The sequence below is a fragment of the Verrucomicrobiota bacterium genome, assembly GCA_039027815.1.
Taxonomy (GTDB): domain Bacteria; phylum Verrucomicrobiota; class Verrucomicrobiia; order Verrucomicrobiales; family JBCCJK01; genus JBCCJK01.
Genome location: JBCCJK010000054.1, coordinates 1 through 12,061 on the forward strand (window position 1 = coordinate 1; position 12,061 = coordinate 12,061).

Genomic DNA, 12,061 nt, shown 5'->3' on the forward strand with positions numbered 1-12,061 from the left:
ACTGTATAAGCTGCCGGTGCAATCCACTTGGTGGACCCGAGAGCGAGTTGGTGAATCACTTCGGAAAGCCGGATGCGGGAAAACCGCACGTCCGGTTTGATGAGGGGGATGGCTCCGCTCGCGGGGCCGTCCCTACTCTACAATGATTCACCTCAGCTCCAACCCTTGTCCAGCATGTAGCGCGCGCTCCCGGCCAGCCGTGCCTCATGCTTGACGGTTATCCGAAAAAGAGCCGTGGCGTATCGCAACAAAACATTCGTCAGTTTCGCCAGCGAAGACATCAAGAGCTACAGGCTCATGACTGCGTGGAAGGCCAACAAGAAAATTGACTTCAATTTCTACGACGCTCACGACTTGAACACCGCTCGCGATCCAGGCCATCCCGACACAATTAAGCGGCGGCTCCGGGAGCGATTGGCGAACGCGAAGCAGATAGTTCTTCTCGTAAGCGCTATTACGCGGGCTAAGGCAGCACGGACAAGTTCGTTCATACGTTACGAAGTTGATGTGAAGCTATCTCAAATTTATTAAGTGATATTAGATAGCAGTATATGCGTGAAAACTGCTTTTATGGGAGGCATGGAAGTCACTGATGCTCAATGGTATAGGATACGTCATCATTTTCCTGAAGAAGGCGAGAAGAGGAGCAAACCGGGTCCTAAATCCGTGCCTGCCTGTAAGATTCTGGAGGCTGTGATGTGGATCTTGAAGACGCGAGCGCAGTGGCACATGCTCCCACAAAGCCTCCCGAACTACAAGACAGTGCATCGTAGATTCCAACGCTGGTGTGACAGTGAAGTCTTACGAAGCATCTTCAAGGACTTGGCGATCGTTGATCTTGAGGGACTTCCAACTGCGATCGCTGCCGCTTCAAATAAACACCACGAAGTGAAGTTGGTGCAGTTGAGCTTGGACCTCTTGGTGGTGGAGGTCAGCCCGGAGCGCCTCATCGGAGACGCTGCCTATGACTCCGATGAACTGGACGAAACACTCGCCCAGCAAGGCATTGAAATGATCGCTCCCCATAAGAAGAATCGAAAGAGGAAGCCGACTCAGGACAAACGAATGCTGCGCAGAATGGGTAGACGCTTCAGCGTGGAGAGAACCTTTGCCTGGATGCGTTGGTCCCGCAGACTCACTTCTCGCTGGGAGTTCAAATGGCTCAACTTCCTTGGTTTTATCGAGCTCTCAGCCCTTCAACTCGACCTCAGATGAATTTGAGATAGGTTCATCGACGATCCAGCATCGAATAAGCCCTAAGAAGACGGCGTTGGGCAACTTACTACCGCTCCGGAGTCAAAGGCTAAAGGGAGCCTCGATTTCTGACCGTGAGCTGGGCGTTTGCCCTTTCTTCTGGGGAAGTCGTTTTTTCTCGTTTTTTGCGTTGCTCCCAGTGGGGTTCGTCGGCATCGGGAAGCAGCCACCCGTTTTTCCACGTGCTGCGCAAGACCAAGATCATCTCCACTCTCGGCCCCGTGACCGAAGAACGCGCTATGATCGCGAAGCTCATCCGAGCGGGGGCCAATATTTTCCGGCTGAACATGAGCCACGCCGCCCATGACTGGATCCGGGAAGTGGTGGTCGAGATCCGCGCGGCCGAAGAGATGACGGAGTCCAACGTGGCTCTCCTGATGGACATGCAGGGCCCGGCCATCCGCACAGGCTACCTCCAAGAGTCTTTTCTTCTCAAGGTGGGCCAGGAGCTGGAGTTTACCGCACCGGGCTACCAGCCCAGCCAAGCGCTTTCCACCGCCACCAACTACCCGGACCTTTACCAAGACATCGAGGTCGGCAACACCATGCTTTTGGACAATGGGCTCATTCACGTGGAGGTGTTGGCCAAAAATGCCGAGCGCATTCTCACGAAAGTGCTCATCCCAGGCAAGCTCTCGTCCCGCAAGCACATCAATTTGCCCGGGGTGAATGTCAGCCTCCCGGCGCTGACCGATAAGGATGAGAAGGACCTCGAGTTGGGGGTGGAAATGGGCGTCCATTTCTTCGCTCTGAGCTTCGCCCGCCAAGGGGCCCATGTGCAGTATCTGCGAGAGCGCTTGCAGTCCCTCGGGTCCAAGGCCCGCATCATCGCGAAGGTGGAGGACCAGCAAGCAGTCCGAAATCTTGATGAGATCATCCACCAGGCGGATGCGGTGATGGTGGCCCGCGGTGACCTGGGGATTGAGGTGCCCTTCGAGGAGCTGCCCATTATCCAGCGTCGCATCGTCAAGCAGTGCACCATCAAGTCCAAGCGGGTCATCGTGGCGACCCACATGCTGGAATCCATGACGGAGAGCCCCGTCCCAACGCGGGCCGAGGTGACCGATGTGGCCAACGCCGTCTACGAGCAGGCCGATGCCGTGATGCTGAGTGGGGAAAGTGCCATGGGCAAGTATCCTGAGGAATGCGTTCAGATGCTGGATAAGATCGCCCGCCGGACCGAGCGCTCAGGGGGCATCGGCTACGCGGAGTTTGCCGAGCTTAAGGACGACAAGCAGAAGAGCGTCAAGGCTGGGGTGGTCTTGGCCAACTCGGTCGAGGATTCCAAGATCCTGGTCTTCACGCGCCGCGGTGTCATGGCCCATCACATCTCCAAGCTGCGACCGGAGAAGGCGCCCATTTTCGCCTTCACGGCCGCCGAGGACGTTCGCAAAACCCTGGTGCTCAATCGAGCGGTGGAAGCCTTTTGGTGCGATTTCGATCACCAGGATGCCAACGCCATGATCGACCGCGCCATCGAGCAGCTCAAGGGACTCGGCCATTTGGAGAGTGGTGACAAAGTCGTCATCCTCTCGGACGTGCTCATCGGAGAATTTCTTAACGACGCTATTCTCTTGCGGCAAGTTACCTGATACCAAGCTCCAGAATGCCTTGGTAGCATGGAGGGAGGGTGTTGTGGGGAAGAGGCGCTGAAGCGCGGGGAAGGGAGAGCCGAAGTCTTTCGAGCCAGCCCTGCGTTGCTCCTCGGTTACGGTGCCTGCACCGCGCCCTCGTCGCGCCTTGGTCTGGCTCCAAATCCACTCGGCCATTCTACCAGCCAATTCTGCAGCTTGGTATGAGAAGGAGAGCGCTGGGGGTGAAGGTTTCAGGTTTCAGGTTTCGGGTGGCAGCTTGGTTTGAGGCTTTGCCTCCTTTCCTTCTCCGTTTAGTTTGGTCGATGCTTCGTCGAACGTTTCTCCTTTTGGGCTGCTTGGCCTTGGGTTCCTGCGATGCCCCGCAGTCTGAGGAGCCGGCCCCCGATCTGGGTGTGTGTGAGGTCCGAGGCCTGCCCTTGGTCGAGGTGACCGGCTATCGCCACAACACCGGAGTCCGCGGGGGATCGACCAAGGATTTCAAGCGGCTCTACCTCGAAATCGGCGAGGAGCACCCCCACATTTTTCCCTACTACCTGAAGCGGTCCCCGCAGCCCGGGTGGCGGATTGCCGAAAAGGTGATCCTCTGTCAGGGCTGCGATGAGAGCTTTCTCCAGGCCTACCAGGAGTATGTGGTCCTCCCGTGGGAGGAAAAACAAGCCCGCCTCGACGCCGCCATCCAAGCCAAGGAAGGGGGTTGATTCAGGTTTCGGGTGCGACGACGAGCAGGCGGGAGCCTGGGCATCACTCGGCCAAGCCGGTTTGCTCGGCCACTTGGGCCCAGGTGAAGCGTCGGCGGAGCATGTCCGCCAAGAAGCCATTGCGTGCGGGAAGCTGCGCTGCTTGGGCGAAGGCTTGGGGCCGGGTCAGGCGGGTGAATAGAAGGCGCTGGGCGCGCGCGCGCGGGATGGTCTTGCGGCTGAAGCCCTCGGGTTGGTTGCCGGACCAGTAGGTGAGGGTTTCCTCGTCATGCCCGAGATAGAGGACCAAGTGTCCGCGCTCGAGTTTTCCGATTTCCTCAGTCCACCACAGCTTGAGGAAGTCCCCGGGAAGAGCTTCCTCCGGATCGGTAAAGCTCCGTCCGGCACCCAGTTCGTGAAAGAGCACCGCGGTGCCGGGGCCATTGGCGTTGAAGCGACCGAAGACGCCCTCGCCGTCGGGATGCGCCGGTCGCGTCAAGAGCGCCCGGTGCGCGGCCGGAGGGAGAGGGAGGGAGGCCAGGTGGTCGACGAGCACCAGGTAGGTCGCCCCGGAGCAATAGGCGGGGAAGGCCGCGGCGGGATCCACTACCAGGCGCTGGCCGCGGAGCTGGAGAGCTTTTTGCAGTCGATTGGTGGCGGCATCGCTGGCCTCATACCCGCCTCCTTCGGGGTAGCTTTCGGCAAGGGCCACCAGCGCTTGGTTGGTGGCAGGCAGTGGGGAGGGCGCTTCCGGAAGGCCACGCGAGTTCGCGCAAGCCGAGAGAGCCAGGAGGGCGAGGGGAAGGAGTTTCATCCGGGTAGGCACGGGGGGGAGGCTCCTTGGTGAGCGTTTAGCTGAGACGACAGGCCAACAGCTCCTTGCTGTAGACCAGCTCTTTCGGCAGGTGATCGTAGAGGCGGACGAAAAGCTCGGTTTGGCTGACGACTTCTTGCCGCCACTCGTCTTCACTGAAGGCCAGGCAACGGTCGAAGTCCTCCTCGGTGAAGTTTTCCAAGTCTTCGGTGTTGAAGTCTTCGAAGCGCGGGATCCAGCCGAATGGGGTTTCCAAGCCGCCGATCCCGCCTCGGCAGCGTTGGATGATCCACTCGAGGACCCGCATGTTTTCGCCAAAGCCCGGCCAGAGAAACTCGCCCTGCTCGCCGCGGCGAAACCAGTTCACGTGGAAGAGGCGGGGCAGTTCTCGGATGTGACGTCGCATATTGATCCAGTGGCTGAAGTATTCTCCCATATTGTAGCCGCAGAAGGGGAGCATGGCCATGGGATCGCGCCGCACGCCGCCCACCGCGCCGGCGGCGGCCGCCGTTTTCTCCGAGCCCATGATGGCGCCGATGTAGACGCCGTGGGCCCAGTTGAAAGTTTGGAAAACCAGCGGCACGGTCGTGGCTCGGCGTCCCCCGAAGATGATGGCGTCGATCTTGACCCCCTTGGGATTTTGCCAATCGGGGTCAATGGTGGGGCATTGCGCGGAGGGGGCGGTGAAGCGGGCGTTGGGATGGGCCGCGGGGCCTTCGCTCTCCGGGGTCCAGTCTTGTCCTTTCCAATCGATGAGGTGAGCGGGCGGTTCCTTGGTCATGCCCTCCCACCAGATGTCGCCCTCGTCGGTCAAGCCCACGTTCGTGAAGATGGTGTTCTCCTTCATGGATTCCATGGCGTTGGGATTGGTCTCGTAGGAGGTCCCTGGCGCCACTCCGAAGTAGCCGGTCTCTGGATTGATGGCTCGGAGTTCCCCGTTTTCCCCACTCCAAAGCCAGGCGATGTCATCCCCCACGATGGTGGTCTTCCAGCCCTTCTTGGCGTAGTGCTCCGGGGGCACGAGCATGGCGAGATTGGTTTTGCCGCAGGCGCTCGGGAAGGCGGCCGCCAGGTAGGTTTTGACGCCCTCGGGATCCTCCACGCCCAGGAGCAGCATGTGCTCGGCCATCCAGTTGTTATCGCGAGCGATGCAGCTGGCGATGCGGAGGGCCAGGCACTTTTTTCCCAACAGGGCGTTCCCTCCGTAACCGGAGCCGAAGCTCATGATGCGGCGCTCCAAGGGGAAATGGACGATGTATTTTTCATCGTTGCAGGGCCAGGGGACGTCTTCTTGTCCGGGTTCCAGGGGAGCGCCGACCGAGTGGAGGCAGGGCACGAAGATTTCGCCCGCGAAGTGATTGAGGTCATCGCACTCCGGCTGGGCCCGCGCCTTGGCCTCCAGCTTGGCGAGGGGCGCGGCCCCCATGTGGCACATGATGCGCATGTTGGTGGCCACGTAGGCGCTGTCTGAGAGTTCCACGCCGACTTGGGCCAGCGGGCTGTCGAGCGGGCCCATGCAGAAAGGAATCACATACAGGGTCCGTCCCCGCATGCAGCCTGCGAATTTCTCGTGGAGCGTCTTTTTCATCTCGGCGGGATCGGCCCAGTTGTTGGTCGGCCCGGCCATGTCGGGTCGCTTCGAGCAGATGAAGGTCCGGTCCTCCACCCGGGCCACGTCCGAGGGGTGGGAGCGGCAGAGGTAGCTGCCTGGTCGCTGCGCCAGCTTGGTGAAGGTGCCCGCTTCCACGAGTTGCCCGCAGAGTTCGTCCCACTCTTCCTGCGAGCCAGAGCAGAGGCGAATCCGTTCCGGTTGGCAGAGTTCGCAGGCCTCCAGGATCCAGGCGCGGAGGGCTTGCGAGGAGAGGGAGAGGGAGTCGATGAGGGCGGGGTAGTCGTGAGCCATGAGAGAGCCTTCGCTAAGGGTGGAGGGGGGCGGGGGAAAGGAAAAGCCCTAGCAAACTCGCTCCGCAAGTTCTACAAAAATCAGGCGACCCGCTGCGCTGGTGGTTTGCGCGATCGTGGCAGGCGTGAGAGGATGCGGCCCGCGTAGCCAAGACCATGGGACTGTATGATCGAGATTATTTCCGCGAGGAACCAGGGCCGGCCGGGCCCTTCGGGCGGGGGCGGCAGGCGCGGAGCGTGGTCTTTTGGCTGATCGCCATCAATGTGGGCGTGTTCGTGATCGACCTCATCCTGGAAAAACCGGGCGCCTTCTACAAGCCGCTCGAAAGGGTGGGCTTCTTCAACACCGGGCTGGCCATCAATGGCCTCCAACTCTGGCGCTTCCTCACCTACCAGTTTCTTCATGCCGGGTTCTTTCATCTGCTCTTCAACATGTTGGCGCTCTTCTTTTTCGGGCCCCTGCTGGAGCAGTGGTGGGGGAAGCGGCGTTTCCTGGCTTTCTATCTTTTGGCCGGGATGGGCGGGGCCTATGTCTATGCGCTGCTGACCTCCTTCGGGGTTTTCCAAAACTCGGTCCCCTTGGGGGTCCGCGTTGGTTTCCAAGAGGGCACGTTGGAAATTCCGACCTCTCTGGTGGGGGCTTCGGGGAGCATTTATGGCATCCTGATCGGGGCTGCGGTGCTCTACCCGCACACCCGGGTCATGCTGCTCTTCCCGCCTATTCCGCTGAAACTACGAACCTTGGCCATCGGCCTGATCGCCTTCGGGGTAGCCTCGATTGTCTTGGAGCAATCGGGCACCCGCAATCTCAACGGAGGGGGCCAAGCGGCCCACTTGGGCGGGGCCTTGCTAGGCTTCTTCCTCATTCGCAATCCTCACTGGCTGAACTTCGTGGGCGAGCAGGTCTCCCGGACCCGGGCCTCCGACCGTCGCGGTCCCGTGCCCGCCAACCCCGGCCTGAAGGTGGTGGAGGCCGAGGAGGTCAAGCCGGCCAAAAAGGGCTTTTCCCTCTTTGGCGGTCAGAAGAAAAAGCCGGCCGCCAGATCGGCGGGCAAGCCGACTCGGACCGAGATCGATGCCGTGCTCGACAAGATTTCCGCCCAGGGCATCTCCAGCTTGAGCGCGCAGGAACGAGCCGTGCTGGAAAAGGCCCAGCAGGACCTCAAGTGAGCCAGTGAGCCCCGCCCCGAATCGCATGCCGCACGCCGCGCCCACGCCTGCCAGCCATCCGGACCCGGTCGAGCGACTGCGCGCCCTTCTGCACCTTCTGCGCGGTCCGGGCGGCTGCCCTTGGGATGCGGAGCAGACCCACCGGAGCCTTCTGCCCAATCTGATCGAGGAAGCCTACGAGGTGGCGGACACCATCGAGCGGGACGACCCGGAAGACCTCCGGGAGGAGCTGGGCGATCTCCTGCTGCAGGTGGTCTTCCATAGCGAATTGGCGGAGGAAGCAGGGCGCTTTGATTGGGGTGAGGTGGCGACCGGCGTGTGCGAGAAGCTGGTGCGACGGCATCCGCATGTCTTCGGCGACTCCCAGGCGGGCGATAGCCAGGCCGTCTTGCGCCAATGGGACGCCATCAAGCGCGCCGAGAAAGGCCAGCAAGCGCAGCCCTACCTGCACGGAATCGGCCAAGGTCTTCCGGCGCTCTTGCGTGCAGCCAAATTGCAAAAGAAAGCCGCCAAAGTGGGCTTTGATTGGCGGAATGCCCAAGAAGTCATCGCCAAGGTGCGGGAGGAGCTGGTGGAAGTGGAGGAGGAGCTGGCGGGGGGTTCGCAAAAGCTGGCAGAAGAACTGGGCGATCTCCTCTTCGCGGTCGTCAACCTGGTTCGCCAAACCGAGCGAGACCCCGAACTCCTCTTGGCCGCGGCCAACCAAAAATTCACGGACCGCTTCACCCAAATCGAGCAAGGCCTCGCGGCGAGAAGGTCCTCACTTGAGGAAGCCAGTCTGGAAGAGATGGAGGCGCTGTGGAACGAGGCCAAGACCCGTTCCCCCGCCAAGGGCTAATACCAAGCTCCAGAATTGGCTGGCTCGAAAGACACCGGCTCTTCCTTCTCCGCGCTTCAGCGCCTCTTCCCCACACCACCTCCCCTCCATTCTACCAGTGAATTCTGGAGGTTGGTATAAGGGCACTCGCGATCCCTCTCCTCGGGATTGGCTCCCAAGTCTTGGCAGAGCTTGGGATCAGGCGCGACGGCGGCGGAGGGCGAAGGGCAGGCCGAGGAGGGCCAAGAGGGCGGCGCTCGGCTCGGGGACCACGGTGGCGCTGGCCACCGTGAAGACATCGCTCTGCTCCAGCTGGAGGTAGGTGATGCCGGCGCTGCTGCCTTGGGTCCAGTCGATCCCGAATTCCGTGACCTCGGTCCCGAGGCCGGTCAGGTCCCACTGGTAGGTGCGGGCGGTCACCGGGACGGGCCCTCCGAAGCTGACGGCCCCAAAGGGAGAAGTGAAGGTGGAATCGGGGTCGAGTTCTTGGGAGCCCCCATTGAAGTTGAGGACCGGATCGCTGGTGGGCGAAGAGCCAAACCAGTTGGCCACCGTGAAGACGACCGTCGCCAGATTGGCCAGAGCCGTGCTATCGCCAAGGCGGAAGCTACTGGGCCCGGCAAAGGAGTAGAGCGAGCCGCTTGCGGAGTAGTGGGTGCCCGCGGTCCGCTGGAGCGTGCCATCGCCCGAGCCGCTAGCGAAAGAGTCCATCGGGCTGGGCCAGGGGTTTCCATCGGCTGGCGACCCCGGCCCGACATCGAAAAAGCCAAAGCCGGTGACCGCGCCCAGGTTATCCCAGCCATCGAACTGGACGTTCCCGGAAAGGTCATTCAAAACGAGGGCCGCCGAGTGAGCGAGCGGCGCACTGCAGCTAAGTCCCAAGGCCAAGAGAGTCGAAAAGAGGCAAGCTTTCATAGAACGGTCGGAAAGAGGAGAGGGGAGGGAGAGTGGGCCAAAAGGGCGGAGCTGACTTGCCTTGGCTTGTGCGGGAATGTCTCTCAAAGGGCGAGGGCGGCGGGGCCCGTTCCTTGGCCCGTTCCAATTCGCCCGAGATTTTCCAGTTTCCTTTTCCCGTGGATTCGTGTGTCATGGAGGGGAATTCAATCCTTCCCTTCTCATGTGGATCACCCTCGCCATCCTGGGCGGCCTCGCCCTCCTGCTCGTCCTATGGTTTTTCGGAACCTACAACGCGCTCGTGACCCTGCGCAATCGCTTCCAAAACGCCTTCGCACAGATCGATGTCCAGCTGAAGCGCCGCTACGATCTCATCCCCAATCTCGTGGAAACCGCCAAGGGCTACATGGCTCACGAGCGGGAGACCTTGGAGGCGGTCATCGCGGCCCGGAACGCGGCCGCCTCTGCCAACCAAACCTTGGCAGGCAACCCGGGCGACCCTGGCGATATGAAAAGTCTCCTCGCGGCGGAGGCGGGGCTCTCGGGCACGCTGGGGAAACTCTTCGCGCTCTCCGAGGCCTACCCCGACCTGAAGGCCAACCAAAACATGATGCAGCTAACCGAGGAGCTGACCTCGACCGAGAACAAAATTTCCTTCGCCCGCCAGGCCTACAATGACTCGGTCATGACTTACAATACCAAGCGGGAAACCGTGCCGTCCAACATCGTGGCCGGGTTCGGCGGTTTCACCGAGGCGGCGCTCTTCGAGGTGGAGAACCCGAGCGAGCGGGAGGCCGTGAAGGTCTCTTTCTGAGGCCTGTTTCTGCTGGCTGCCCCAGGGTCTCTCCGGCCTGGGTGGCCCTTTTCCGATGGCGGTCGATTTCTTCCAGGCCCAGGACCAGGCGCGCAAGAAGACCAAACTTTTGGTCTGCTATTTCGGGCTGGCCGTCCTCGGCATCATCGTGGCGCTTTACGGCGTGCTCTGGTTCGCGGGGTTGGGAGGCTCGGAGGAGCGGGCCGCTCGCTTGAACTCTTCCGAGGTGCCCTTTTGGGACCGGGATTTGTTTTTCTACACTTCGGTAGGGGTCTTGTTGGTGGTGGGCTTGGGGACGCTGGGGCGGACTTCGCAGTTGGCCTCGGGGGGCGGAAGTCAGATCGCGGAATCGCTGGGCGGTCGGCTCTTGAACCCGGGCACGCGGGACCCGCTGGAGCGTCGCCTTCTCAATGTCATCGAGGAGATGTCGATCGCCTCGGGCGTGCCCATGCCCAAGGTCTACCTCATGGAGCGGGAGCGAGGCATCAATGCCTTTGCGGCTGGGTTCCAGCCGCAGGATGCGGTCATCGGAGTCACGAGGGGCTGCCTGGAAACGCTCAGTCGGGACGAACTCCAGGGGGTGATGGCGCATGAGTTCAGCCACATTCTCCATGGCGACATGCGCATCAATCTGCGGCTGGTGGGGGTGCTCTTCGGTATTCTCATGCTGGCGGTGATTGGGCGCATCCTCTTGCGGGCGGGCTTGTTTTCCACGGGCGGGTCTTCGCGGGAGCGAGGAGGAGGGGCCGCCGCCTTCGGTCTCGTGGGTCTGGTGCTCTATCTCATCGGTTACATCGGGGTGTTCTTCGGCCACCTCATCAAGGCGGCCGTCTCGCGCCAGCGGGAGTTCCTGGCCGATGCCTCTGCCGTGCAGTTCACCCGCAATCCCTCGGGCATCGCGGACGCGCTCAAGAAGATCGGGGGCCTCCACTTCGGCTCGAAACTCGCCACCCCTCGCGCCGAAGAGGCCAGTCACATGCTCTTTGGAAATGGCCTCTCCGCGAGCTTCACCCAAGCCTTTGCCACCCACCCGCCGCTGCCCCGGCGCATCCGGGCCATCGAACCGGACTGGGACGGAACGTTTCTCCCAGCCCTCCCAGCCCCCCCAGCCAAGAGCAGCCCAGCCGCGCCCCCGAGCCCCCCGCCTCTCCCGCGCTCGTCCACGGCCTCCTCCAAGGGAGCCAGGGCAGGCAGAGCCGAGCAGGCCATGGCCATGGTGGGGCAGTTTGGTCCGGTGCAGATGGCGGCGGCCGAGGGCCTGCATGCGCACTTGCAGGAGGGGGCTCTTCTCGACACAGCGCATGAAGCGCTGGGCGCCAAGGCCCTGCTCTGTGGGCTTCTTTTGGACGAGAAGCCGTCCCTCCAGCGGCGGCAGAGCGAGCAAATCGCAGCCACTTTGGGAGAGGACCTGGCGGAGCAGGCTGGTGAGATCGGGCAGGCCTTGCGCAGGGAGAGTTCGGCCGCCAAGTTCGCGCTGGTGGATCTGGCGCTCCCGGCCCTGCGTGAAGCGAGCGCTGACGACTACGACCAACTGCTCGGGCTGCTGCAAGGCCTGATGGAAGCCGACCGCCGGATCGAGCCCTTCGAATTCGCCCTCATCAGTGTGGTCAAGCGCCACCTCGATCACCATTTCGGGCGGGTCGATTCCAAGCGGATCGCCTTCCGAAAATGGCCTGCGACCGGGGAAGCCGGGCCCGTTTTGCTGTCGACCGTGGCGCTGGTGGGCCAGGTCTCCGAGGAGTTTTACGCCAAGATCGCGCGCGGCTTGGGGGTGGCCGCCGAGCGACTGCCGCAGGAGACGCTTTCCTGGGAGAGGATCCATCGAGCCATCGATGTCTTTGATCGCGCCACCCCGCTGCTGAAAAAGCAGATTCTCTACGCCTGCGCCCAACTGGTGCTCTCGGACGACCAGGTGGAGGACCGGGAGTATGACTTTCTTCGCGCCATCGCGGACTCCCTCGGCTGCCCCATGCCGGTCCAGTTCTCCTAGTGTCCCGTTAGGAAAGTCTTTTGCAAATTGAACTGACTTTGGAGAGGATTTCTTCTGGGGTTGCGGTCCAACGGAAAGGGCGAGGGTCTTGATTGTGTTTTTCGAGGTAGTTCAGAATCGCCTTTTTTAGCTCA

The 12,061-nt window shown here is 61.7% G+C and carries 11 protein-coding genes; 8 read left to right on the forward strand and 3 right to left on the reverse strand.

Features of this window, described 5'->3' with window-relative positions; genetic code table 11:
* Positions 1–234 precede the first annotated feature (234 nt).
* The 4 genes from AAF555_11390 (at position 235) to AAF555_11405 (ending at position 3,547) form a co-directional block, all read left to right on the forward strand.
* Positions 235–531 (forward strand): TIR domain-containing protein, encoded by a 297-nt coding sequence (locus AAF555_11390; protein ID MEM6912168.1) that lies wholly within the window; start codon positions 235–237, stop codon positions 529–531.
* Between the two features lie 24 nt (positions 532–555).
* The gene (locus AAF555_11395; protein MEM6912169.1) at positions 556–1,215 is read left to right on the forward strand and encodes a transposase; all 660 of its coding nucleotides are present in this window, start codon (positions 556–558) and stop codon (positions 1,213–1,215) included.
* A gap of 221 nt (positions 1,216–1,436) precedes the next feature.
* Positions 1,437–2,846, forward strand: coding sequence for a pyruvate kinase (pyk, locus tag AAF555_11400; protein ID MEM6912170.1), 1,410 nt, complete (start codon positions 1,437–1,439; stop codon positions 2,844–2,846).
* Between the two features lie 305 nt (positions 2,847–3,151).
* On the forward strand, positions 3,152–3,547 hold the full coding sequence (locus tag AAF555_11405) for a hypothetical protein (GenBank protein ID MEM6912171.1): 396 nt from the start codon (positions 3,152–3,154) through the stop codon (positions 3,545–3,547).
* Positions 3,548–3,590: 43 nt separating this feature from the next.
* Here the strand turns inward: AAF555_11405 and AAF555_11410 are convergent, their stop codons facing one another.
* On the reverse strand, positions 3,591–4,340 hold the full coding sequence (locus AAF555_11410; protein MEM6912172.1) for a hypothetical protein: 750 nt from the start codon (positions 4,338–4,340) through the stop codon (positions 3,591–3,593).
* A gap of 37 nt (positions 4,341–4,377) precedes the next feature.
* Entirely contained in the window at positions 4,378–6,243 is a 1,866-nt protein-coding gene (locus tag AAF555_11415) for a phosphoenolpyruvate carboxykinase (GTP) (GenBank protein MEM6912173.1), read from the reverse strand.
* 155 nt (positions 6,244–6,398) lie between these two features.
* Here AAF555_11415 and AAF555_11420 point away from each other — a divergent pair, with 155 nt between their 5' ends.
* Together AAF555_11420 and mazG are read left to right on the forward strand one after the other, a co-directional pair.
* Positions 6,399–7,412: a rhomboid family intramembrane serine protease gene (locus AAF555_11420; GenBank protein ID MEM6912174.1), complete on the forward strand. Its 1,014-nt coding sequence runs from the start codon at positions 6,399–6,401 to the stop codon at positions 7,410–7,412.
* Between the two features lie 25 nt (positions 7,413–7,437).
* The gene (mazG, locus tag AAF555_11425) at positions 7,438–8,250 is read left to right on the forward strand and encodes a nucleoside triphosphate pyrophosphohydrolase (protein MEM6912175.1); all 813 of its coding nucleotides are present in this window, start codon (positions 7,438–7,440) and stop codon (positions 8,248–8,250) included.
* Positions 8,251–8,427: 177 nt separating this feature from the next.
* Here mazG and AAF555_11430 read toward each other — a convergent pair whose 3' ends face one another.
* A complete protein-coding gene (locus AAF555_11430; GenBank protein ID MEM6912176.1) occupies positions 8,428–9,144 on the reverse strand; it encodes a hypothetical protein in 717 nt (238 codons plus the stop codon).
* 202 nt (positions 9,145–9,346) lie between these two features.
* On the opposite strand from AAF555_11430, the gene AAF555_11435 reads away from it, so the two are divergent.
* Together AAF555_11435 and AAF555_11440 are read left to right on the forward strand one after the other, a co-directional pair.
* Positions 9,347–9,937 (forward strand): LemA family protein, encoded by a 591-nt coding sequence (locus AAF555_11435; protein MEM6912177.1) that lies wholly within the window; start codon positions 9,347–9,349, stop codon positions 9,935–9,937.
* A 55-nt stretch (positions 9,938–9,992) separates the two neighbouring features.
* On the forward strand, positions 9,993–11,927 hold the full coding sequence (locus AAF555_11440) for a M48 family metallopeptidase (protein ID MEM6912178.1): 1,935 nt from the start codon (positions 9,993–9,995) through the stop codon (positions 11,925–11,927).
* The last annotated feature ends 134 nt before the right edge of the window (positions 11,928–12,061 follow it).